Genomic DNA, 20,890 nt, shown 5'->3' with positions numbered 1-20,890 from the left:
GGAAGTTCGGGGACAAAGGCCGTCCGTTCAAGGCCTGCAAGGGCGGCGCGGATTGCCTTTGCCGGAAAAGCGCTCTCCTTCCGGCGTTAACCGACGATCCGTACCCGCCCGGCATCGCCGACACGGACATGGATCTGATAGTAGTATTTACCGGTGGGCCTGCCGTCGTTGAGGAAATTGATGCGTACCTGTCGGGCGATCCCGTTCACGATCACGCGGCGGCTGCGCAGGCGCTCACGTATATCCGCAAGATCGGTGGTCCCGACCAGGTCATTCATGGCGCGGGGCGTCATGGCGACTGTCAGGCAGTTACGGTCCCGGTAGTCCGTTTCCGAGTTAAGGTAGAACATCCCGTTCTGCTGACCCACTTCCACCACCGGCATCTCGAAGATGCCGGCAACCCCGGCCTTGGTTCCCAGGTACGAAGCATAAGTCACCGCCTCGATGGCAGACATGCAGCCCGCCGCGCAGGAGGGCGCTCCTCGTTCAACGGATACGACCGGAGGCGGTGCGCCCGCCAGAGCCTGCTGATAGGATGCGGCAGGAGCCGCGACGAGGACCAGAAATGCAAGGGCTGCCGTTACCATCGTCACATGCGTCCTCGAAATGTCATTCGCGAAGTTATAGCAGCGAAAGTTGACCGTCCAGCGACGGGCGGCAAAATTGCGTGCAGTCCAGCACGGATCTGGGGCCGGTAATGCCCAGCCGCGTGGCGGCGATGCGGAAGCGGCTGCGGAACAGTTCTGCCCAAACACCCTTCGGCTTCATGCGGGTGAAGAAATCGGGATCGTTGTCGCGTCCGCCGCGCATCGATCGGATCGTTGCCATCACCTTGTCGGCGCGGCTCGGGAAGTGGGCCGCCAGCCATTCGCGGAAGAGCGGGGCGACTTCATGCGGCAGACGGACCATGATCCACGTCGCCGCGTGGATGCCGCGCGCTGCCGATTCCTCCAGAATCTCTTCCATGAAACTGTCGGTGATGGCCGGGATAACCGGCGCGACAGATACATGCGCGGGCACGCCCGCCTCGGCCAGCCGCCCCAGTGCCGCCATGCGCTTGGCCGGGGATGAGGCGCGGGGCTCCAACAGCTGCGAGAGTTTCGGATCAAGGCTGGTCACGGAAATGCCAACGCTCACGAGATCGCGCTGGGCCAGTGCCACCAGCAGGTCGAGGTCGCGCAGCACGCGGTCGGACTTGGTGGTGATCGTCACGGGGTGGCGCGTTTCCAGGCACAGTTCGAGCACGTCGCGGGTGATGCGGTAGGTGTTTTCGATCGGCTGGTAAGGGTCAGTATTGGTCCCCATTGCAATCGGAGCGGGTTTGTAGCCGCGCTTGGCCAGCGTTTCGCGCAGCAGTCTGGCGGCGGCAGGCTTGGCGAACAGCTTCGTTTCGAAATCGAGGCCGGGGGAGAGATCGTGATAGGCATGACTGGGCCGCGCAAAGCAGTAGATGCAACCGTGCTCACATCCGCGATAGGCGTTGACCGAGCGGTCGAACGGCACATCGGGAGACTTGTTGAACGAGAGGATCGAGCGGGGACGTTCCTCGATCACGGTGGTTGCCGGGTGGCGGGCAGGGCCGTCGACGGTTTCTGCATCGTCGAGCCAGTCGCCGTCCGCTTCGCGTGCAGGCAGATTGAAGCGTGCGCTTGCCGCTCCCGTAACCGCGCCTCTGCCCTTGATCGGTTCCATGAGTCGAGAATGAACAAAAAGAGAACAAAAGTCAATCCACCCTTCGCGGTTGATCTTGTATGCCTGCGCCCTTAGGCCAGCCGGCGAAGGGAATTACGATGGCAGGCGTAGCACGCAGGGTCGGAGCAGAGACGTCCGCGACGCGGGCCCTCATCGTCGAGGCTACCAACCAGTTGATCCGCGACGAAGGGTATGCATCCGTCAGCACTCGCCGGGTTGCCGCTTGCGCCGGGCTAAAGCCTTCGCTGGTGCACTATTATTTCCCGACCACCGATGATTTGCTGGTCGAAGTCTCGCGGCTTGGCGCATCGCAGAGCGACCTGATGATCGAGGAGGCATTGGCTTCCGATGATCCGCTACGCGCGCTCTGGGGGTTCTTCGTCGACACCAGCCGCACCGCCATGGCGCTCGAATTCATGGCGCTGGCCAACCATCGTCCGGCGGTGCGCGACTATATGGCGCAGCACAGCGAGGCGATGCGTGCGCGTCAGGTCGACATTCTCAAGCGCATCCTGGGCGACAGGATAAACCGCCTCGAAGGTTTCGATGCGGCGGGTCTCAGCCTCATTCTCGCCGGGATCGGCCGGGCCATCGTGATGGAAGAGGGGTTGGGCGTACGTACCGGCCACGCCGAGGCGATGCGCATCGTCGAAACCTGGCTGGAAAAGCTGGCACCGGCGAAGGACTGACTGGCCCTTCATATAGGGCCGACATACCGCATCGGCGCTGACTTGGCCTCACCGGGCCAGTCCGCTTGACGCTCAAGGAGCTTTGGTCCCAGACGCGGTAACAGCGTTCTCGCAGCCCAAACTTCGGGAGAAATCAACATGTCGGTCGCAACCAAGGCCCAATTCAAGGTCGAACACGTCAAGCCGAAGATCGGCAGCCGTATCCTCAATTCCAAGGAAGAACTGCTCTCCGGGGAATTTGCCGCCCAGATCCGCGAGGAACTGGAGGCGCGCGGGGTGCTCGTCTTCCCGCAGATCAACTTCTCCGACGAGGAGCAGATCGCCTTTACCAAGACGCTCGGCGAATATGCCTCGGAAAACCCCGACGGTTCGCCTTCCAAGATCACGCTCGACGTGAAGGAAAACCCCAGTAGCGCCGAGTATCTGAAGGGCTCGCTCTACTGGCATATCGACGGCACCCGTAACGAAGTGCCGATCCTGGCCTCGCTGCTTTCATGCAAGGTGCCCAGCCCGAAGGGGACCGGCAACACCGGGTTCTCGAATACCTATGCCGCCTATGACGACCTCTCGGACGAGGACAAGGCGCGTTACGAGGACATGCGTGTACTGCACGGGCCCTGGGCCTCGCTGTTCTACTATGAGGCGGAGCCGAGCCTGGCGAAGCTCAAGCTCATGCAGAGCATCGGCGAGAAAGTCCTGCCACTGGTGTGGAAGCACGCCTCGGGCCGCAAGTCGCTGGTTCTGGGATGCACTTGCCACCACGTGATCGACGTCGATTACGCCGAGAGCGCGCGGATCATCCATGGCCTGCGCGAATGGGCGACCAGCCCGGACTTCACCTATAGCCACGCTTGGACGGTGGGCGACCTGGTGATCTGGGACAACACCGGGACCATGCACCGGGCCGAGGCTTACGATCCCGACTGCGGGCGCATGATGCACCGCACCAAGCTGGAAGGCGAGGAAGCCTGGGCGGAGTGAGCCGCGAATTCCTTCCCGAGTAAGTTCGGGGAGGAATTAAGACCAACAAAAAGCCCGCCGGCTCTGACGAGTCGGCGGGCTTTTTGCTGTGTCGATCAGCCGGCGGCTCGCACCGCCGGCTGAAACGGGATCAGGCCCAGTTGGCCATTTCCGCGTCGAGGTTCTCGACGATAGCTTCGAAGAACTGCTCGGTGGTCATCCAGCTCTGGTCGGGGCCGATGAGCAGCGCGAGGTCCTTGGTCATCTTGCCGCTCTCGACGGTCTCGATGCAGATGCGCTCGATCGTCTCGGCGAACTTCACGACTTCCGGCGTGTTGTCGAACTTGCCGCGATAGGCCAGGCCGCGCGTCCAGGCGAAGATCGAGGCGATCGGGTTGGTCGAGGTCGCCTTGCCCTGCTGGTGCTGGCGGTAGTGACGGGTCACGGTGCCGTGGGCCGCTTCCGCTTCGACGGTCTTGCCGTCGGGCGAGAGGAGGACCGAGGTCATCAGGCCCAGCGAGCCGAAGCCCTGTGCAACGGTGTCCGACTGCACGTCGCCGTCGTAGTTCTTGCAGGCCCAGACGAACTTGCCCGACCACTTGAGCGCCGAGGCGACCATGTCGTCGATCAGACGGTGCTCGTAGGAAATGCCGGCAGCCTTGAACTTTTCGGCAAAGCCTTCGGTGTCGAACACTTCCTGGAACAGATCCTTGAAGCGGCCGTCATAGGCCTTCAGGATGGTGTTCTTGGTCGAGAGGTACACCGGCCAGCCGAGGTTGAGGCCGTAGTTGAACGAAGCGCGTGCGAAGTCGCGGATCGATTCGTCGAGGTTGTACATCGCCATGGCGACGCCCGGAGCCGGGAAGTCGAACACGTCGAGGTCGATCTTCTCGCCGTTCTCGCCGTCCCAGACCAGACGCAGCTTGCCCGGGCCGGGGATCAGGGTGTCGGTGGCCTTGTACTGGTCGCCGAAAGCGTGACGGCCAACCACGATCGGGTCGGTCCAGCCCGGAACCAGGCGGGGCACGTTCGAGATCACGATGGGTTCGCGGAAGACCACGCCGCCCAGGATGTTGCGGATGGTGCCGTTGGGCGACTTCCACATCTTCTTGAGGCTGAATTCGGTGACGCGCTGTTCGTCGGGGGTGATGGTGGCGCACTTGACTGCGACGCCGAATTCCTTGGTCGCATTGGCGGCGTCGATAGTGATCTGGTCGCCGGTCTCGTCGCGCTTCTCGACCGAGAGGTCGTAGTACTTGAGGTCGATATCGAGGTAGGGGAGGATCAGCCGTTCACGGATCCACTGCCAGATGATGCGGGTCATTTCATCGCCGTCCATTTCGACGACGGGGTTCGTAACCTTGATCTTTGCCATTCTAAAGGGACTCCCGTGGGGTGAGAATTGCGGCAGTCTCTAGGCAGCGCTGCGGCGCATGGCAAGGCTGCTACTCGGCAGTAATCGGCTTTACAGGCCGGGTTTGGCCCTCCAGCCTGTCACCAAACATGGGAGAAGCGACTGATGGAAGATGAGGTGCTGGTCACGGAGCGCGGCGGCGTACTGGAAGTGACGATCAACCGGCCCGCCCAGCGCAACGCGATGACCCGTGCTGCGGCGCAGGCGATCGGGGCGGCGATGGACAGGCTTGATTCGCAAGGTCACCTGCGCTGTGCGATCCTTACCGGAGCAGGGGGCAGCTTTTGCGCAGGAATGGACCTCAAAGGGTTCCTGCGCGGCGAACTGCCGGTCGACGAACGTGGTGGCTTCGGCGGCATCTGTACGTGGACACCGAAAAAGCCGGTCATCGCGGCGGTCGACGGTCCGGCGCTCGCCGGGGGATTCGAACTGGCGCTGGCCTGTGATCTGATCGTTGCCCATGTGGATGCGCGTTTCGGCATTCCCGAGGTGAAGCGCGGGCTGGTGGCGGCGGGCGGCGGCGTGGTGCAACTGCCCCGCCTCTTGCCGCGCGCGCTAGCGATGGAACTGGCGCTCACGGGTAATTCCATCGATGCGCGCCGGGCGCTGGAGTTGGGGCTCATCAACCGGGTCACCGATGGATCCGCGATCGAGGAAGCGCGCACGCTCGCGCTCGCGATCGCCGCAAATGGTCCTCTGGCGGTGGCCGCCTCCAAGGGTATCGTGCGCGATTCGTGGCTCTGGCCGGTGGAGGAGATCAACACGCATCAGACGCCTTACGTCGCGCATGTATTCGCCTCGGAGGATGCGCGCGAAGGTGCAAGGGCCTTTGCGGAGAAGCGTGCGCCCGAGTGGAAGGGGCGATAGGAAATCGCGGGGGCTGAAAAGCAGAAAACCCGCCGTTTTCACGGCGGGTTTTCAAGGAATGGTGGGCGTAGCAAGGATTGAACTTGCGACCCCTACGATGTCAACATAGTGCTCTACCACTGAGCTATACGCCCATTCCAATTCGGCGTCCCCGGTGAGTGTCCCCTCCGGAGGACTGGCCCTCTAGCTGCGGTTCATTACCGTGGCAAGAGGCTTCATGAAGATTTTTTGACTTAAAGAGTGGCGTGCTCGGTCAGGCCGAAAACGCGCTGCACTTCCATCACGATGTCGCGCAGGTGGAAGGGCTTGGACAGGACCTTGGCCTGGGGTGCCTCGCGGCTGGCGCGCAGGGTGACGGCGGCGAATCCGGTGATGAACATCACCTTCGTCATCGGCGAAATCTCCGCACACTTCTGGGCGAGTTCGATGCCGTCCATCTCGGGCATGACGATGTCCGAGAGCAGAAGATCGAAATCGTCGTTCTTGAGATGGGGGATCGCTGCGGTGCCCCGGTCGACCGCAACGACGCTGTAGCCTGCATTCTGCAGTGCACGCGCCAGATAGGTGCGCATGGCGTCGTCGTCTTCGGCGAGGAGGATGCGGATCATCGCGATATGTCCAGTTTCGTAGTGTTGTGCGAGGTTGCGACGCGTCGCGTTGTGGCGCGTGTCGTTCTGGGACTCGCCATAGCGCCTCACCGGTTAAAATTCTCGTCCGGATTTGGCGGTGACCGGGAACGGGACGCTTTGACTAAATTGCGGGAAACGCACAGCGTCGCCGGATGATTGATCTGCCGTATGAGAGTGATTCGCAACAGGAACTGGGGGGATGGATTCCCGGTGCTCCAGGCGTTGCAGCCTATATACTGGACGCAAAAGAGCCTTCTGCGATCCCTGTGGTGATCGCGGCGCCGCATGGTGGCCGGGTCTATCCACAATCGCTGGTTCGGGAACTGCGTCATGGGAGCGGTGTCGCCCTGCGGCTCGAAGATCGTTACGTCGACAGGTTGGCGCAGGGCGTGGCTACTGCGACGGGCGCAAACCTTCTGGTGGCAAATGCGCCGCGTGCGATGATCGACCTCAACCGTGCGCCTGACGACATCGACTGGGAAATGTTCTTGCGAGATGCACGGCCCGCTGGCGGCTTGCCGCTGCCCAGTCGCCGCGCGCGCAGCGGGCTGGGCCTCATTCCGCGCCGACTGGCAGGGATGGGCGAATTGTGGCGCCGCCGCTTCGGGGCTCAGGACCTGAACGACCGCCTTGAGGGCGTCCACGAGCCCTATCATGCCGCGCTCGCCCGCGTTTTGGCGGGACTGCGCGAGCGTTGGGGCGCAGCCTTGCTGATTGACCTGCATTCGATGCCGCCGCTTCCCTCGCGGCTCGGCGCGCCGGGGGCGCAAGTGGTGCTGGGTGACCGATTCGGCGCAAGTTGCCACGGCAGTATAGTCGACGCTGCCTTCGCGCATTTCGCGCAGGTAGGGCGCGAGGCGGCGCACAACCGGCCTTATGCCGGCGGCTATGTGCTGGAGCGCCATGCGGACCCGCGCGGCGGCGTCCACGCCCTGCAGATCGAGATCGACCGCGGCCGCTATCTCGATTCGGCGCTGGTTGAGCCGGGGCAGGGGATGGAGGAGATGATCGAGGATCTGGCGGGTCTGGTGCGACGCCTCGCCTCGGTTGTGGCTGACCTGGGGCAGAACACAGGCTGGCCGCTAGCAGCTGAATAGCCGTCGGGGGCAGCGATAACTTTACTCGTCATCGCTCGCGATGACGTTAGGTGAAATCGCGGGGTGTACCTGAAAACACTGTGGCCAATAAAAAACCACCTCGCGCGATGCGCGAGGTGGCCAAGGTTCAGGGAGGAGGTGCACGAAGTGCACCAACCCGAACGGGCCATGAGGGTAGCGCCGGCCGGGCAAGACCTACTTACGCACCCAAACTTCAAACTTCAAGCGATTCGTCATGCAGCGGATATGAAAAATGTCCAGAGACGTATCAGCGCCGCTCAGCGAATTGAGCGGGACTGTGACAAAAGTGTCATAAGGCCCGCTCAATACGTGGTGAATCAGCCGTTTACCGGAAGGTTCGGCACTTTGCCCTGGCCTGCCTGGCGACCGAAGATGTCCCGAACCAGGTCAAGCGAGAAGAGGTGCGCGTAAATCAGCGGCAGCATGCCGTTCTGGTTCCACGTGCGCAGTACGTCGCCGCGCACTTCACGCAGCTTGTTCTCGTCGACCATCTGGAAGCCGCGATAGTTGAAGGGCGGCTGGCCGTTGCCAAGGTCGATGTTCAGTTCGCCGTCCATGAGCAGCTTGTGCTTCTGCAGCTCGGCCATGAAGTTCGCGGTCTTGGTGCCGGCCATCTCGAAGTTCTCGCAGAACTTGAGCATGTTGGCGGTGGTGTCGCTCGGCTGGCCATCTTCGTTGAACAGAGCCTCGCCTTCCTCGATCTCGCCGATCAGGTCGCTGGTCGGATCGACGCAAAGCGACAGTTCGTCAGCGTCGGGACGCAGCTTGGCGAGCATGAAGGGATAGCGGCGCGCATAGGCCGGGATGTAGATCGGCGTGTTCACGATGCCGTCTTCGTCGACGAAAACGTTCACGCCCTCGTTCATGCCCATCAGCACGAGTGGGATCGGGTCCGGGCCAGCGGTGAAGATGATCGGGAAGTTGCGCTGGGCCTGAGGGAACTCCTCGACCGTGAGCGGCACCGAATTGATCCCCACGAGCCAGGTGGCCTTGTCGGTGGCGCGGGTCTTCCAGTTCGCATGCTGCTGCGAATTGAGCGGAATGAGGTCCTTGTAGAACAGGGGCAGTGCAGGATTCTGAGGCGCGCTGGCCATTGCGATACTCTCCGCGAGGTGGGGTAATCTGTCGAGGTCGCCGGCTTTAGTGACTAGGCCCTTGCCGCGCAAGCGCGGCTCCCCGCCGTTTCGGGGATTCCTGCCATGAATGCTCTAGATCAGCTTCCCGGGATTCAGCAGCCCCTGCGGATCGAGCGCCTGCTTCACCGCGCGCAGCATATGCAGCGCCACCGGATCTCCCAGCCGCACCAGTTCATCGCGCTTGAGCTGGCCGATGCCGTGCTCGGCCGAGATCGAGCCGCCCCACTGCGTCACCAGATCATGAACCCGGCGGCTGATCGCCTTGCCTTCGTTCGCGTTCCACGCTTTTCCATCGGTCACCTGCGGGGCGATGACGTGGTAGTGGACATTGCCGTCGCCGAGATGGCCGAAGGCGATCGCCTCGGTGCCGGGGAATTCGGCTTCCAGCATCGGCGCGGTGGTTTCGACGAAGGCGGGCATCTTTTCCACCGGAACGGAGATATCGTGTTGGACGGCCGGCCCGCGTGCGCGCTCGGCGGCAGGGACTGTCTCGCGGATCAGCCAGAACGCTTCGGCCTGCGCTTCGCTGGCGGACATCGCGGCGTCTTCCAGCAGTTCCTTTTCGAAGGCGTCGGCCATCATCGCCTCGCAGCGGTCACGCAGGGTCGCGGCCCCGGCGCGGTCGGCGACCACTTCGATGAGGACGTGCCAGGCGTGGCGACCCTCCAGCGGGGCGCGGGCGGCCGGCATATGCTCCTTCACCGCGTCGATGCTGGCCTGGGGCATGACCTCGAATCCTTCGAGCGCCTCGCCCTCCATAGCGTCGCAGTGGAGCAGCAGCGCGCGCGCGGCGGGCAGGGAGGAAACCCCGGCCCAGATCACCACGCGCTCGGTCACGGCGGGAAGCAGCCGCAGTGTGGCGGCAGTGACGATGCCGAGCGTGCCTTCAGAGCCGATCAGCAACTGCTTGAGGTCGAAGCCCCGATTGTCCTTCTTGAGCGGGGTGAGCATCGAGAACACCTGGCCATCGGCCAGCACCGCTTCCAGCCCCAGTACCAGCGCGCGCATGGAGCCGTGGCGCAGCACTTGCGATCCGCCGGCATTGGTGGATATCAGGCCGCCCACCGTCGCCGACCCCTTGCCGCCCAGAGTGAGCGGGAAACGCAGGTCCTTGGCTTCTGCCGCTTCGTGCAGCGTCTGGAGGACGACGCCGGCCTCGCAGGTGACGCGGCCTGCCTCGATGTCGATATCGCGGATACGGTTCATCCGGCGCAGCGACAGGAGTAGTGCCTCCCCGGTCTGGTCCGGGGTGGCACCGCCCGACATGCCGGAGTTGCCGCCCTGCGGCACGATTGGCACCCCATGCTGGCCGCAAAGCCGCACGAGCTGAGAAAGTTCCTCAACGTTCGCGGGCGAGGCGAGGGCGCAGGCTTCGCCGGTAAAACGCCCGCGCCAGTCGGTCAGCCAGGGCGACACGAGGTCGGGATCGCGTGTCAGCCCGCGCGGGCCGAGCAGGGCGAGGGCGTCTTCGAAAAACGGGTCGAGCGAGACGAGTGAAGCGGTCATGGCGCCGATATGGCACATGGTGCGGTCGGTTTCATCTCCTCCCGCTCTTTCTCGTCCAGTGGCATAAATGCACCGCCCCGCCAGGCAGTCGTGCGCGGAGAGTTAAGCGGCGGTTCAAGCTCTTGCGGTAAGGGGGGCATGTCGGCATGTCCGGCGTCCGGGGACATTATCGAGAATGAATTTCGCCTCAGTCCTGTTCTATCCCATCCTCCTGCTGCTTCCCGCAGCGGGCGCGACCGACGTTGCTCCACGTGCGGATGACGTCAGGGCGCAGGGCGAGCAGGTATCGAGGGAAGTCCCGCCAAAAGCCCATGCCTGGCCCAGGTACGATATTCCGGGGCTTTCTTCCGATTCGCCGTTTCCGGTAAGCCTGCTCAGTCATGCCCTGCCGCAGGACGCCTGGCAGGTGCGCATCGAACAGCGCATGATCATCCGCATCACCCCGCGCTCTGCCGTGCCGATGCGGGACATGTTCATGGGCATGCCCGATGGCGATGGCGGGATGCCGCAGATAACCGAGCGCAAGATCGGCAATTGCCTGTCTGTCGCGGGCATCGCCAGCGTGCGCCCCGATCGCGCCAATCGCCTGCTGCTTTTCATGCGTGACCGACGCGTGGTCAGCGCCGAACTCGACCGTTCCTGCCGCGCGCGCGACTTCTATTCGGGCTTCCTTCTGGAAGATATCCCGGATGGTCGCCTCTGCGTGGACCGCGACACATTGTTGTCGCGCAGCGGCATGAACTGCAAGCTTACCCGCATCCGCGAGCTGATCGAACAGGATCGCTGAGCGCGGGGCAGCACGGCATTCTAACCGGTAGACCCGGAATTCCTTGACTTTCGGGGCGTTTCCCGCAAAGGGCCCACTGTCGCGCTACAGGTGTCTTGGCGAGCGTTTGCTCATCCTGACCGCATGTCGCCCCATTGACCAAGTTTTTCCGGAAAAACCATACGCCTATGAGCTTTGCCGATCTCGGCCTGTCGAACGAATTGCTCCAAGCGGTCGAGACCGCGGGTTATACCGAGCCGACTCCGATCCAGGCGCAGACGATCCCGCCCGTGCTGATGATGAAGGACATCATCGGCATTGCGCAGACGGGAACCGGTAAGACCGCCGCTTTCGTGCTGCCGATGATCGACATCCTGGGTCATGGTCGCCGCCGCGCGCTGATGCCGCGCTCGCTGATTCTCGAACCGACGCGCGAACTCGCCGCGCAGGTGGCGGAGAACTTCGAGAAGTACGGCAAGAACCACGATCTCAAGATGGCACTGCTGATCGGTGGCGTGCAAATGGGTGATCAGCTGAAGGCGCTGTCCGCCGGTGTCGACGTGCTGATTGCCACGCCGGGCCGCCTGATGGACCTGTTCGAGCGCGGCAAGATCATGCTCACCGGCTGCGAACTGCTCGTCATCGACGAAGCCGACCGCATGCTCGACATGGGCTTCATCCCCGACATCGAGACGATCTGTTCGAAGCTGCCGGCCAATCGCCAGACGCTGCTGTTCTCGGCGACGATGCCGCCGGTCATCAAGAAACTGGCCGACCGTTTCCTGACGAACCCCAAGTACATCGAAGTCGCCCGTCCGGCGTCGAACAACACCAGCATCGTCCAGCACAAGGTGGCCGTGCCTTCGCGCAAGAAGCGTGAAGTCCTGCGTGAACTGCTGAAGACGGACAACGTCACCACCGCGATCATCTTCGCCAACCGTAAGACCACCGTACGCGAACTGGCCAAAAGCCTGAAGAGCTACGGTTTCTCGGCAGGCGAGATCCACGGCGACATGGACCAGGCTTCGCGCAATGCAGAGCTGGAACGGTTCAAGGCGGGTGAGATCAGCATCCTCTGCGCCTCCGACGTCGCCGCTCGCGGCCTCGACGTGAAGGGCGTGAGCCACGTCTTCAACTTCGACACGCCCTGGCACCCGGACGACTACGTCCACCGCATCGGCCGCACCGGACGCGGCGGAGCCACGGGCCGCGCTTTCACTTTCGTCGCTCCCGAGGACGCCGAGGCGATCGCCAATGTCGAAAAGCTGACCGGCGGTCCGATCCCGATCTATCAACTCGGCTCCAGCGAAGATGTCGATGTTCATGAGGACAAGGCTGTTCGCGAAGAAAAGCCGGCCCGCGAAGAGAAGCCTAAGCGTGCACCGCGCGGCAAGCGTCCGGCTCAGGCCGAAACCGAAGCGCCCGAGCCGCGCGCGGCCGCCGAAAAGCGCGAGGATCGTCCCGCCCGTGCGCCTCGCCGCGAGACCCGTAGCGAGGAACCCAAGCGCGAAGTGCGGGCGGAAACGCCGGCTCCCGCTCCCAGTGCTCCGGCCCGCGGCCCTGCTCGTGGCGGACGCCGCCGCGATGCCGAGCCCGTGACCCGCGACGACGGCAGCTGGAACGGCCCGGTGCCGAACTTCCTTCACGTCTCGGCGCTCTGATAGACTGTCGGCCGGGCGAAATGCCCGGCAACGGATGCGGGAAGGGCATGGGTTTGGAGAGGCCGGAGACGAACGCCAAGACGCCGAAACGGCGCCGGCGCTCGTCGGAGGAAGTGGCCGACCGCATTCTCGAAGCGGCGGCTGAGGAATTTGAGCTTTCCGGTTACGCCGGTGCTACCACGGCGGCTATCGCCCGGCGCGCGGATGTAACCGAGGCGCAGATATTCCGCTTCCATGCCTCCAAGCAGGACCTGTTCCACGCGGCGATCTTCACGCCGCTCAACCGTCATTTCGCGCAATTTCAGGCGCGCAGCGCCGCAGAACCGCCTTCGGTCCGCGACGGTAAGGATTTGGCGCGCAGCTATATCGCCGAATTGCAGGACTTCATGGCGAGCCATTCGCGCATGTTCCTCTCGCTCGTGGTCGCCAATGCCTATTCGCCGGAGGCCACCAAGGGTATCGATGCACTCGAAGGGCTACAGGCCTATTTCGAGCGCGGCGAGGCGATGATGGCCGCGCGGGTGGGCTCCGAAAGCCGCGTTGCGCCGGAACTCATGGTACGTGTGTCCTTCGCGGCGGTGCTGGCGAACCTGATGTTTCGCGACTGGCTATTCCCGGTCGGCATGGCGGATGAGGACGAGATCCGCCATGCCATCGCCGCCTTCGTGATCGAAGGTATCGAGGCGAATGGGCGCATCTAGCCGCCTCGGCAGCACCCCTTCCGCATTCGCTGCCACGATGGTCAAGCGCTTTGGCCGGGGAAGGGCTATCGCTGCCTTGAAGGCCTGCGCGCCTTCGCATAGCCCGGTTGCATGGCTTGGCCGGGTAAACGGCGGGCGCGTCTTCAGGGAGTTTACATAGCCATGGCATTCAAGACCCGTGTCACCGAGATGCTCGGCATCGAACATCCGATCGTCCAGGGCGGTATGCAGGGCGTGGGCTACGCCGAACTGGCGAGTGCGGTGTCGAACGCAGGCGGCCTCGGCACTCTGACCGCGCTAACCCAGCCAAGCCCCGAGGCCCTACGCGAGGAAATCGAACGCTGCCGCTCCATGACGGACAAGCCGTTCGCGGTGAACATCACCGTGTTTCCGACGATTTTGCCGCCCGACTACAAGGCTTATGCCCAGGCGGTAATCGACGGCGGCGTCAAGATCGTCGAGACGGCCGGCACCCAGCAGGTGCGCGAGATATGGGAGATGGTGAAGCCCCACGGAATCACCGTGCTGCACAAGTGCACCGCCGTGCGTCACGCGCTTTCGGCCGAGAAGCACGGCTGTGACATCATCTCCATCGACGGATTCGAATGTGCCGGCCATCCGGGCGAGGATGACATTCCCGGGCTGATCCTGATCCCCTCGGCGGCGGACAAGGTCAAGATCCCGATGCTCGCATCCGGCGGCATCGGCGACGGTCGCGGCCTTGTCGCGGCGCTGGCACTGGGGGCGGAAGGCATCAACATGGGCACGAGGTTCTGCGCGACCAGGGAAGCGCCGATCCACGACAACGTGAAGGCGAAATACGTCGAGAACGACGAGCGCGGCACCAACCTGATCTTCCGCAAGTTCAAGAACACCGCGCGCGTGGGCAAGAACTCCGTCTCTGACGAAGTGGTCGAGATTTCGGCGCGCCCGGATGCGCAGTTCGAGGACATCCGCCATCTGGTGGCCGGGGCCGTGGGACGCGAACTGCTTGCGAGCGGCGATCTCGACAAGGGCATCTTCTGGGCGGGAATGGTGCAGGGCTTGATCCATGACGTGCCCACCTGCAAGGAACTGATCGAAAGGATCGTTGGCGAAGCCGAGGAGATCGTGAAAACACGCTTCGGCAGAATGCTCGCCTGAACCCCGGCGATCACTGGAGAGGAGTTTCAATGACTTACGAGCACATCCTCTATTCCCTGGAGGACGGCGTCGCGCGCATTTCTCTGAATGACCCCAAGACCATGAACGGCGTGACCGAGGCGATGGGCCACGAAATGGTCCACGCGCTGGACGAAGCCGCGCGAGAGGCCCGCGCGGTGCTCCTGACGGGTGAGGGCAAGGCGTTTTGCTCGGGGGCCAATCTTTCGGCCGCGCAGGACATGCTTGCCGATCCGCTGCGCGACATCGGCGGCCAGCTCGACCGGGCGTTCAACCCCGTCATCATGGCGATCAAGACCATGGAGCAGCCGGTGGTGACCGCGATTCGCGGAGCGGCGGCGGGCTTCGGGGCGGGACTTGCCGCTGCGGGCGACGTGGTGCTGATGGCCGAGGGTTCGTACTTCTTCTGCGCGTTCTGCCATGTCGGCCTCGTGCCCGATGGCGGCGCCACGTATCTGCTCGCGCAGGCGGTTGGCCGGGTACGGGCGATGCAGATGATGCTGCTGGGCGAGAAGGTCGATGCGAAGACCGCGCTCGACTGGGGGCTGGCCACCAAGGTCGTGCCGGAAGCGGACCTCGACGGTGAGGCGATGAAGCTGGCGAAGGCTTTGGCGCGCGGGCCGCGTTCGCTGGGGCTTATCAAGCGGATGGCCTGGGACGCGCTCGATTCGAGCCTGGAGACGGCGCTTCAGGCGGAACGCCGAGGCCAGCGCGAGGCCGGGCGCACCGAGGATTTCCTTGAAGGCGTTAACTCGTTCCTCGAAAAGCGCAGACCGGTGTTCAAGGGGCAGTAACGCCCCTCCTGCATTACCCCCGTCCGTTCATCCTGAGCCTTTCGACGGATGAACGGACGGGGGCTTTATTTCAGCAGCACTTCCCTCCGCCAGCGCCGCTGAAGCGGGCGTTCTCGCGGTTCCGGAAGAATTCCACGCGGTTCAGCGGCGTAGCATCGGGGTGGTGCTTCGCCATGTGCGCGAGATACACCTCGTAAGGCGGCTGGCCGACCATGAGCCGGGCGGTTTCGCGCCCGATGGTGAGGATGCGGCGGACGAGGCTCATTCCGCCGGGACCATTTGCGCGGGCATCTCGTTCACCGTCGGCCGATCCTCACGCAAGGCGGCGAGGCAGGTTCGCACGGTGAAGCCCATCAGCGAGATCACCACGAACAGGAACAAGGCGCAAAGCCCCGCATCGACGCGGTCGTTGAAGACGATCGCCTCCATCTGCTCCATCGACTTGGCGGGGGCCAGCACCTGCCCCGCCGAAACCGCATCCGAAAACTTGCGGGCGTGGGCGAGGAAGCCGACCGTGGGGTCGCTGGACAGTAGTTTCAGGGTGCCTGCGCTCAGGGTGCAGATCAGCAGCCAGACCGTGGGCACTACCGTCACCCAGGCAAAACGCTGCTGCTTCATGCGGAACAGCACGACGGTGGAGAGCATCAGCGCCACGGCGGCCAGCATCTGGTTGGAAATGCCGAACACCGGCCAGAGCGTGTTCACCCCGCCCAGCGGATCGGTGACGCCCTGATAGAGGAAGAATCCCCAGCTCGCCACGCAAAGTCCGGTCGCCACGACGCCTGGCAGGAACGAGGTGCCCGCCCGGAACGAGGGCACGGCCAGCCCGATCAGGTCCTGCAGCATGAAGCGCCCGGCGCGGGTGCCGGCGTCGACAGCGGTGAGGATGAACAGCGCCTCGAACAGGATCGCGAAGTGATACCAGAAGGCTTTCATCGCCGAGCCGCCGGCGACGTGGCTGAAGATTTCGGCCATGGCGACCGCCAGCGTGGGCGCGCCGCCGGTGCGTGAGACGATGGTATGTTCGCCCACGTCGCGCGCGGTCTCGACCAGCAGGTCGGCGGAAACAGGGAAGCCCATCGCGGTCACAGCGTGGGCGGCGCTTACCGGGTCGGTGCCCAGTACGGCGGCGGGGCTGTTCATGGCGAAGTAGATGCCCGGATCGAGGATCGAGGCGCCCACCAGCGCCATGATCGCCACGAACGCCTCCATCAGCATCGCGCCGTAGCCGATGAAAGGCGCGTCGGTTTCGGTGGCGATCAGCTTGGGCGTGGTGCCGCTGGCGATTAGGGCGTGGAAGCCGGAGACCGCGCCGCAGGCGATGGTGATGAACAGGAACGGGAACAGCCCGCCCGACCACGCAGGCCCGCCGCCGCCGATGAACTGGGTGAGCGGCGGCATCCGCAGCGGCGGCGCCATGACGACGATGCCCACGGCCAGCGCGCTGATCGCGCCGATCTTGAGGAAGGTCGAAAGATAGTCACGCGGGGCCAGCAGCAGCCATACCGGCAGCAAAGAGGCGAGGGCGCCGTAGCCGATCAGGATCCAGCACAGCTGCTCGGGCGTGAAGGTGAACAGCGGTCCCCAGAATGGCGATGCGGCCACGGCCTGCCCGTAGACGATGGCCGCGATCAGTCCGACGAAGCCGAGGATCGACACTTCGCCCACCCGGCCCGGCCTGATCCAGCGCGTGTATGCGCCCATCATCAGCGCCAGCGGGATCGTGGCCGCCACCGTGAACATGCCCCAGGGGCTTTCCGCCAGTGCGCGCACGACGATCAGCGCCAGCACCGCCAGGATGATGACCATGATGAGGAAGGCGCCCGCCAGAGCGATGGTGCCGGCCACCGCGCCCATTTCCATGCGCACCAGTTCGCCCAGCGACTTGCCGTCGCGGCGCATCGAGATGAACAGGACCATGAAGTCCTGCACCGCGCCCGCCACAACGACGCCTGCGATGATCCAGAGCGTGCCCGGCAGATAGCCCATCTGTGCCGCCAGCACCGGGCCGACCAGCGGGCCAGCCCCGGCAATGGCGGCGAAGTGGTGGCCGAACAGGACGCGCCTGTCTGTGGGCACATAGTCCATGCCGTCTGCGCGGTAATGGGCCGGAGTGGCGCGCCTGCCGTCCAGTTTCATGACGTATCGGGCAATGAACAGGGCGTAATAGCGATAGGCGACAAGGAACGTGCTCACCGCCGCGACGACGATCCACAGCGCGTTGATCTGCTCGCCGCGCACCGTTGCCAGAACGGCAAGACACGCCGCGCCGATCAGGGCGAGGATGATCCACGGGATATGCTTCAAGTCACGCTCTCCTGTTAAGAGCCCTTGGGCCTAATGCGGGCCTTGGCACCTGCCTATGCCTTTAGAATCGGTTCTGCCCTGAGTGAACCGAAAAGGTCCGGTGTCTCACAGCAGCCACGCGATCGGCAGCCGTGAGGCGATGCCGATCAACACGCGGTCGAGCAGACCCATCCCGGGCTCGTCGGTCCGGGGTGCGGAGGCCGTGTCGTCGCTCCAGCGTAGTTCCCCGTCGGTGCCAAGAGTGACGGCATAAGAGGCTTGGGGGATGATGCTGTCGAAGGCGTCGGCGACGTGGGCCGCGAACAGCGGGCTGTGAATGACGAAGCCGAGTTCGGTGTTCAGCCGGTACGAGCGGGGGTCGAAGTTGAACGAGCCGATGAACAGCCGCGTCCGGTCGACGGTGATGGTCTTGGCGTGGACCGTCGATGCGCCTGAGCGCAAGGCCGCGAAGGAACCGCTGCCGGTGGCGCGCAGGCGGCTGCCGACGCCGAGCCGGTTGCCCTTGCGGCGTTCCTTCTTGGCGGCCTTTTTCGTGGGGGCGCTACGTGTCTGCCGCCCGGTTTCGAACAGCCGCACGCCTGCCTTGAGCAGTTGCTTGCGCCAGGGCGCATAGCCCGCGTGGACCAGAGCCACGTCGGTGGAGGCATAGCCGTTGGTCAGCACCGAAACCGCGATCCCCGATCTGGCGAGCGCGCTTAGTTGGTCGGTGGCCTGCTGGCCGGGGACGAAATACCCCGACACGATGGACAGTTCGTGCAGCGGCGCGCCGATCGTTTCGTCCAGTTTGCCGGCGAGCAGTTCCTTGTGATCGATGTCGCCCAGCGCCTTGGCGGGATCGTCGCTGATGACCTCTACCTTCGCCCATTCGAAATCGAGCTCGCCCTGGGCAAGCTCCCTGACCAGCGGCAGGCTGCGCAGGCGTTCGACATAGCGCCGCGCCGAGGCGTCGCTTTCCACGACCGATGCCCGCGATGCGAGCTTCGCGCGCTGGCGCTTGCCGACACGGGTCAGGATCTGCGCGGCGGGATAGGCTGATGGGCTGTTCCAGTAACGCTCGAAATCCTGTTCGACGTCGCGCACCACCGGCCCGATCGCCATGACGTCGAGGTCTGCGAACAGCGCGCCGTCGCCGGCGCCGAAATACTCGTCGCCCACGTTGCGCCCGCCAACGATTGTCACGGCGCCGTCGACCGTGAAGCTCTTGTTGTGCATCCGCCGGTTGAGGCGGCCGAATTCGGTGAGGAAACCGATGGTCTTGGGGAAGCGGATGCGGAACGGGTTGAACAGGCGGACCTCGATGTCCGGGTGATCGTTCAGCGCGGACAGCACATGGTCGAGTCCGGTGATGCCGTTGTCGTCCAGCAGCAGGCGCACCCGTACGCCGCGCCGCGCCGCTTCGTGTACGGCTTCGAGGAGAAGGGTGCCGGTGCGGTCGCCGTGCCAGATGTAATATTGCAGGTCGAGCGTGCGTTCAGACCTGCGGGCCAGCAGTAGCCGTGCCGCGAAAGCGTCGATGCCGTCGCTTAGCAAGTGGACGCCGGACAGGCCGGGATGCTCGGATGCCTGTGCCGCCACGGAACGGGATAGCGAACTGTCGCCGGGCAGGGGGAGCCGGGCGGGATCGGGCGCCGTTCTACGAGGCAGGCGGCTGGCGAGGCAAAGCGCCAGACCGGCGACGGCAATGCCGCCGAGACCCATCGCCCAGCTACGCCCGGTGCCGCGCCCAACGCCGCTCGGGGCCGTTTTTAACGGGCTCGCCCGTACCATTGCTACTCCTGGTGTTCGTTGCAGTCAGGCGTTCCTGAGACGGAATGCGAGCGGTGCAAGGCGTTGCCTGTGCCAGCGCTCGGAGATGTGTGGAACGGTTGAATAAGCCAACTTGATCCCCGTAAATTTCAAGCCATCTAAGGCACATGAACGATGCCCGTGCAATTGGGCAAAAACATGAAACCCGGCAGCAGCGCCAAATTGAAAGAGCGACGGGACGAGGCGCTGAACTTCCGGCGCTGCGAACTGACGCCGCAGGATTGATCGAGGGTGGTGCCCGCGTACGCATCGCTGCGCTTCAGGCGGGGGCGTCCTGCGGTTGAGGCACCCGGATGCGCACGATCAGCCCGCCTTCGGGCGAGGACGCGAAAGTAAGCTTGCCGTCGAAGCGCATCATCAGGCGGTGGGCAGTCGGAATGCCCAGCCCGAAACCCTTGGTGTCGCGCGCGCGGGCGGCATCGAGGCGGAAGAATGGGTCAAGGATCGCATCGAAGTAGCATGATGGGATGCCGGGGCCTGAATCCGCGATCTCGATGCACCAATGGCCATCGGCGCGGAGGATGGTGATGCGGGCTTCTCCGCCGAACTGGATCGCGTTTTCGATCAGGGCCTCAAGCGCCAGCGACAAAGGCTCGCGAAAGGTCTGGACGCTGGCAGTCCCCTCGACGGCGAACCGGGCCTTGCCACGATAGGGGAACAGCACAGCCCGCACCAGCTGGCCCAGTTCCACAGTCTCGGGCTCGGCATTGAGATGCTGCGCGCGCAGGAAGCGCTGGAGCGAAGCGAGCAGTGCTTCCATTTCGTCGACGCTGGTCAGGATCACGCCGCCAAGTTCGGCGTCGTCGATCAGTTCGGCGGCCACCTTCTGGCGCGAGAGAGGGGTGCGCAGGTCATGGCTGATCGCCTCGAACGACCTGGCCTGGTCCTGCAGGAGGCGTGCGATGCGTTCCTGCATGACGTTTATCGAATGGGCCAGCTTGCGCAGATCCGGCGATCCGGTTTCGCGCACGGTGACCTGACGGCCCTGGCCAATGGCATCGGCGGCGTCGCTCATGCGGCGCAGGGGGCGGGTCAGGACGTGCAGCGCGGCAAGGCCGATGGCGAGGCAGGCCAGCGTCGTCGCCAGCGTCAGCACGGTGGCGCGCAAGGCAACTGGCCACGCCGCGTTCATGTCGCGCGAGCGGAAGTTCAGCCAGTGCCCGTCGGTCAGCCGGATCGAACCGACAAGGTCGCGCTTGCCATGGCCGACATCGCGCACGGCAAGGCGCAGCGAACGACCGCTCAGCGAAGGTTCCCATTCGACGATGCGGGTGGCAATCGCCAGCAGCGCTTCAGTGTCCGCAGGCGCGGCAACGGTCGGCGCACCGGCCACGGCGGCGGCGAGATGGCGGGTGCTCATGGTGGGAGCAGTGAGCTGAGGGTCGAGCGCGTGGATGCGGTCGCTCACCACCAGCATCTCGGAGACGCGGCGAGCGTGATCCTCGCGCAGGGTCTGGCGGTCTATCGACTGGTAGAACACGAGGCTGGCCGCCAGCTGCATCACGCCCAGAAGCAGGAACACAAGCGCGACGTAGACCGCGAAGCGCGGGGCAAAGGATCGGGCCACCACTTATCCTCTCTCGCGTTGTATTTCCCACGTTCGGCGGCACGATACGGTGGGGATTTGATTTTGCGGTTCCACTCCGGCCCACCTGCGTCAACACAAGCGTCGCCTCCAGCAAT

19 protein-coding genes and 1 tRNA gene are annotated in these 20,890 nt (G+C 64.3%); 9 read left to right on the top strand and 11 right to left on the bottom strand.

Features of this window, described 5'->3' with window-relative positions; translation table 11 throughout:
* Positions 1 to 86 precede the first annotated feature (86 nt).
* On the bottom strand, positions 87 to 587 hold the full coding sequence (locus tag GVL61_RS15825) for a hypothetical protein (RefSeq protein ID WP_159981626.1): 501 nt from the start codon (positions 585 to 587) through the stop codon (positions 87 to 89).
* A gap of 34 nt (positions 588 to 621) precedes the next feature.
* Entirely contained in the window at positions 622 to 1,692 is a 1,071-nt protein-coding gene (locus tag GVL61_RS15820) for a PA0069 family radical SAM protein (RefSeq protein WP_159981625.1), read from the bottom strand.
* A gap of 98 nt (positions 1,693 to 1,790) precedes the next feature.
* Between GVL61_RS15820 and GVL61_RS15815 the strand changes: the two genes are divergently transcribed.
* Together GVL61_RS15815 and GVL61_RS15810 are read left to right on the top strand one after the other, a co-directional pair.
* Positions 1,791 to 2,381 carry a TetR/AcrR family transcriptional regulator gene (locus tag GVL61_RS15815; protein ID WP_159981624.1) on the top strand — a complete coding sequence of 197 codons (591 nt, stop codon included), beginning with the start codon at positions 1,791 to 1,793 and terminating at the stop codon, positions 2,379 to 2,381.
* Between the two features lie 138 nt (positions 2,382 to 2,519).
* On the top strand, positions 2,520 to 3,362 hold the full coding sequence (locus GVL61_RS15810; RefSeq protein WP_159981623.1) for a TauD/TfdA family dioxygenase: 843 nt from the start codon (positions 2,520 to 2,522) through the stop codon (positions 3,360 to 3,362).
* Between the two features lie 130 nt (positions 3,363 to 3,492).
* Here the strand turns inward: GVL61_RS15810 and GVL61_RS15805 are convergent, their stop codons facing one another.
* Positions 3,493 to 4,716: an NADP-dependent isocitrate dehydrogenase gene (locus GVL61_RS15805; protein WP_159981622.1), complete on the bottom strand. Its 1,224-nt coding sequence runs from the start codon at positions 4,714 to 4,716 to the stop codon at positions 3,493 to 3,495.
* Between the two features lie 144 nt (positions 4,717 to 4,860).
* Between GVL61_RS15805 and GVL61_RS15800 the strand changes: the two genes are divergently transcribed.
* On the top strand, positions 4,861 to 5,622 hold the full coding sequence (locus GVL61_RS15800) for a crotonase/enoyl-CoA hydratase family protein (protein ID WP_159981621.1): 762 nt from the start codon (positions 4,861 to 4,863) through the stop codon (positions 5,620 to 5,622).
* Between the two features lie 59 nt (positions 5,623 to 5,681).
* On the opposite strand, the gene GVL61_RS15795 is transcribed toward GVL61_RS15800, so the two are convergent.
* Positions 5,682 to 5,756, bottom strand: a tRNA-Val gene (locus GVL61_RS15795).
* A 99-nt stretch (positions 5,757 to 5,855) separates the two neighbouring features.
* Entirely contained in the window at positions 5,856 to 6,230 is a 375-nt protein-coding gene (gene cpdR, locus GVL61_RS15790) for a cell cycle two-component system response regulator CpdR (protein ID WP_159981620.1), read from the bottom strand.
* 173 nt (positions 6,231 to 6,403) lie between these two features.
* Here cpdR and GVL61_RS15785 point away from each other — a divergent pair, with 173 nt between their 5' ends.
* Positions 6,404 to 7,348, top strand: a complete 945-nt coding sequence (locus GVL61_RS15785; protein ID WP_159981619.1) for an N-formylglutamate amidohydrolase — start codon at positions 6,404 to 6,406, stop codon at positions 7,346 to 7,348.
* A gap of 338 nt (positions 7,349 to 7,686) precedes the next feature.
* Here the strand turns inward: GVL61_RS15785 and GVL61_RS15780 are convergent, their stop codons facing one another.
* Together GVL61_RS15780 and GVL61_RS15775 are read right to left on the bottom strand one after the other, a co-directional pair.
* The gene (locus GVL61_RS15780) at positions 7,687 to 8,463 is read right to left on the bottom strand and encodes a SapC family protein (RefSeq protein WP_159981618.1); all 777 of its coding nucleotides are present in this window, start codon (positions 8,461 to 8,463) and stop codon (positions 7,687 to 7,689) included.
* Positions 8,464 to 8,577: 114 nt separating this feature from the next.
* Positions 8,578 to 10,011: an FAD-binding oxidoreductase gene (locus GVL61_RS15775; protein WP_159981617.1), complete on the bottom strand. Its 1,434-nt coding sequence runs from the start codon at positions 10,009 to 10,011 to the stop codon at positions 8,578 to 8,580.
* A 175-nt stretch (positions 10,012 to 10,186) separates the two neighbouring features.
* On the opposite strand from GVL61_RS15775, the gene GVL61_RS15770 reads away from it, so the two are divergent.
* The 5 genes from GVL61_RS15770 to GVL61_RS15750 all read left to right on the top strand — a co-directional run bounded on the left by GVL61_RS15770 (position 10,187) and on the right by GVL61_RS15750 (position 15,094).
* A complete protein-coding gene (locus tag GVL61_RS15770) occupies positions 10,187 to 10,798 on the top strand; it encodes a hypothetical protein (protein ID WP_159981616.1) in 612 nt (203 codons plus the stop codon).
* Between the two features lie 167 nt (positions 10,799 to 10,965).
* Complete coding sequence (locus tag GVL61_RS15765) at positions 10,966 to 12,438, top strand: DEAD/DEAH box helicase (RefSeq protein ID WP_159981615.1); 1,473 nt, start codon at positions 10,966 to 10,968, stop codon at positions 12,436 to 12,438.
* A 47-nt stretch (positions 12,439 to 12,485) separates the two neighbouring features.
* Entirely contained in the window at positions 12,486 to 13,139 is a 654-nt protein-coding gene (locus GVL61_RS15760) for a TetR/AcrR family transcriptional regulator (protein ID WP_159981614.1), read from the top strand.
* Positions 13,140 to 13,301: 162 nt separating this feature from the next.
* A complete protein-coding gene (locus GVL61_RS15755; protein ID WP_159981613.1) occupies positions 13,302 to 14,282 on the top strand; it encodes a nitronate monooxygenase family protein in 981 nt (326 codons plus the stop codon).
* 29 nt (positions 14,283 to 14,311) lie between these two features.
* Entirely contained in the window at positions 14,312 to 15,094 is a 783-nt protein-coding gene (locus GVL61_RS15750) for an enoyl-CoA hydratase-related protein (protein ID WP_159981612.1), read from the top strand.
* 70 nt (positions 15,095 to 15,164) lie between these two features.
* Here the strand turns inward: GVL61_RS15750 and GVL61_RS15745 are convergent, their stop codons facing one another.
* The 4 genes from GVL61_RS15745 to GVL61_RS15730 all read right to left on the bottom strand — a co-directional run bounded on the left by GVL61_RS15745 (position 15,165) and on the right by GVL61_RS15730 (position 20,774).
* Positions 15,165 to 15,359, bottom strand: coding sequence for a YbdD/YjiX family protein (locus tag GVL61_RS15745; protein ID WP_159981611.1), 195 nt, complete (start codon positions 15,357 to 15,359; stop codon positions 15,165 to 15,167).
* On the bottom strand, positions 15,356 to 17,401 hold the full coding sequence (locus GVL61_RS15740; RefSeq protein WP_159981610.1) for a carbon starvation CstA family protein: 2,046 nt from the start codon (positions 17,399 to 17,401) through the stop codon (positions 15,356 to 15,358). Before GVL61_RS15740 ends, GVL61_RS15745 begins: the two co-directional genes overlap by 4 nt.
* A 105-nt stretch (positions 17,402 to 17,506) precedes the next feature.
* A complete protein-coding gene (locus GVL61_RS15735; RefSeq protein ID WP_200844817.1) occupies positions 17,507 to 19,168 on the bottom strand; it encodes a phospholipase D family protein in 1,662 nt (553 codons plus the stop codon).
* 298 nt (positions 19,169 to 19,466) lie between these two features.
* Positions 19,467 to 20,774: a HAMP domain-containing sensor histidine kinase gene (locus tag GVL61_RS15730; protein WP_159981609.1), complete on the bottom strand. Its 1,308-nt coding sequence runs from the start codon at positions 20,772 to 20,774 to the stop codon at positions 19,467 to 19,469.
* Positions 20,775 to 20,890 lie beyond the last annotated feature (116 nt).

Source organism: Novosphingobium sp. 18050 (assembly GCF_902706195.1).
In the GTDB taxonomy this organism is placed as follows: Bacteria; Pseudomonadota; Alphaproteobacteria; order Sphingomonadales; family Sphingomonadaceae; genus Novosphingobium.
The sequence above is the reverse complement of the archived record's forward strand: the minus strand, read 5'-3'. Positions and strand labels throughout refer to the sequence as shown.

Bases quoted from the DNA above. Each gene is read 5' to 3' on its own strand.
- GVL61_RS15805 (WP_159981622.1), bottom strand. From the start codon at position 4,716: ATGGCAAAGATCAAGGTTACGAACCCCGTCGTCGAAATGGACGGCGAT.
- GVL61_RS15775 (WP_159981617.1), bottom strand. From the start codon at position 10,011: ATGACCGCTTCACTCGTCTCGCTCGACCCGTTTTTCGAAGACGCCCTC.
- GVL61_RS15800 (WP_159981621.1), top strand. From the start codon at position 4,861: ATGGAAGATGAGGTGCTGGTCACGGAGCGCGGCGGCGTACTGGAAGTG.
- GVL61_RS15765 (WP_159981615.1), top strand. From the start codon at position 10,966: ATGAGCTTTGCCGATCTCGGCCTGTCGAACGAATTGCTCCAAGCGGTC.
- GVL61_RS15785 (WP_159981619.1), top strand. From the start codon at position 6,404: ATGATTGATCTGCCGTATGAGAGTGATTCGCAACAGGAACTGGGGGGA.
- GVL61_RS15755 (WP_159981613.1), top strand. From the start codon at position 13,302: ATGGCATTCAAGACCCGTGTCACCGAGATGCTCGGCATCGAACATCCG.
- GVL61_RS15810 (WP_159981623.1), top strand. From the start codon at position 2,520: ATGTCGGTCGCAACCAAGGCCCAATTCAAGGTCGAACACGTCAAGCCG.
- GVL61_RS15735 (WP_200844817.1), bottom strand. From the start codon at position 19,168: ATGGTACGGGCGAGCCCGTTAAAAACGGCCCCGAGCGGCGTTGGGCGC.
- GVL61_RS15815 (WP_159981624.1), top strand. From the start codon at position 1,791: ATGGCAGGCGTAGCACGCAGGGTCGGAGCAGAGACGTCCGCGACGCGG.
- GVL61_RS15745 (WP_159981611.1), bottom strand. From the start codon at position 15,359: ATGAGCCTCGTCCGCCGCATCCTCACCATCGGGCGCGAAACCGCCCGG.
- GVL61_RS15760 (WP_159981614.1), top strand. From the start codon at position 12,486: ATGGGTTTGGAGAGGCCGGAGACGAACGCCAAGACGCCGAAACGGCGC.
- cpdR (WP_159981620.1), bottom strand. From the start codon at position 6,230: ATGATCCGCATCCTCCTCGCCGAAGACGACGACGCCATGCGCACCTAT.
- GVL61_RS15750 (WP_159981612.1), top strand. From the start codon at position 14,312: ATGACTTACGAGCACATCCTCTATTCCCTGGAGGACGGCGTCGCGCGC.
- GVL61_RS15780 (WP_159981618.1), bottom strand. From the start codon at position 8,463: ATGGCCAGCGCGCCTCAGAATCCTGCACTGCCCCTGTTCTACAAGGAC.
- GVL61_RS15825 (WP_159981626.1), bottom strand. From the start codon at position 587: ATGGTAACGGCAGCCCTTGCATTTCTGGTCCTCGTCGCGGCTCCTGCC.
- GVL61_RS15820 (WP_159981625.1), bottom strand. From the start codon at position 1,692: ATGGAACCGATCAAGGGCAGAGGCGCGGTTACGGGAGCGGCAAGCGCA.
- GVL61_RS15770 (WP_159981616.1), top strand. From the start codon at position 10,187: ATGAATTTCGCCTCAGTCCTGTTCTATCCCATCCTCCTGCTGCTTCCC.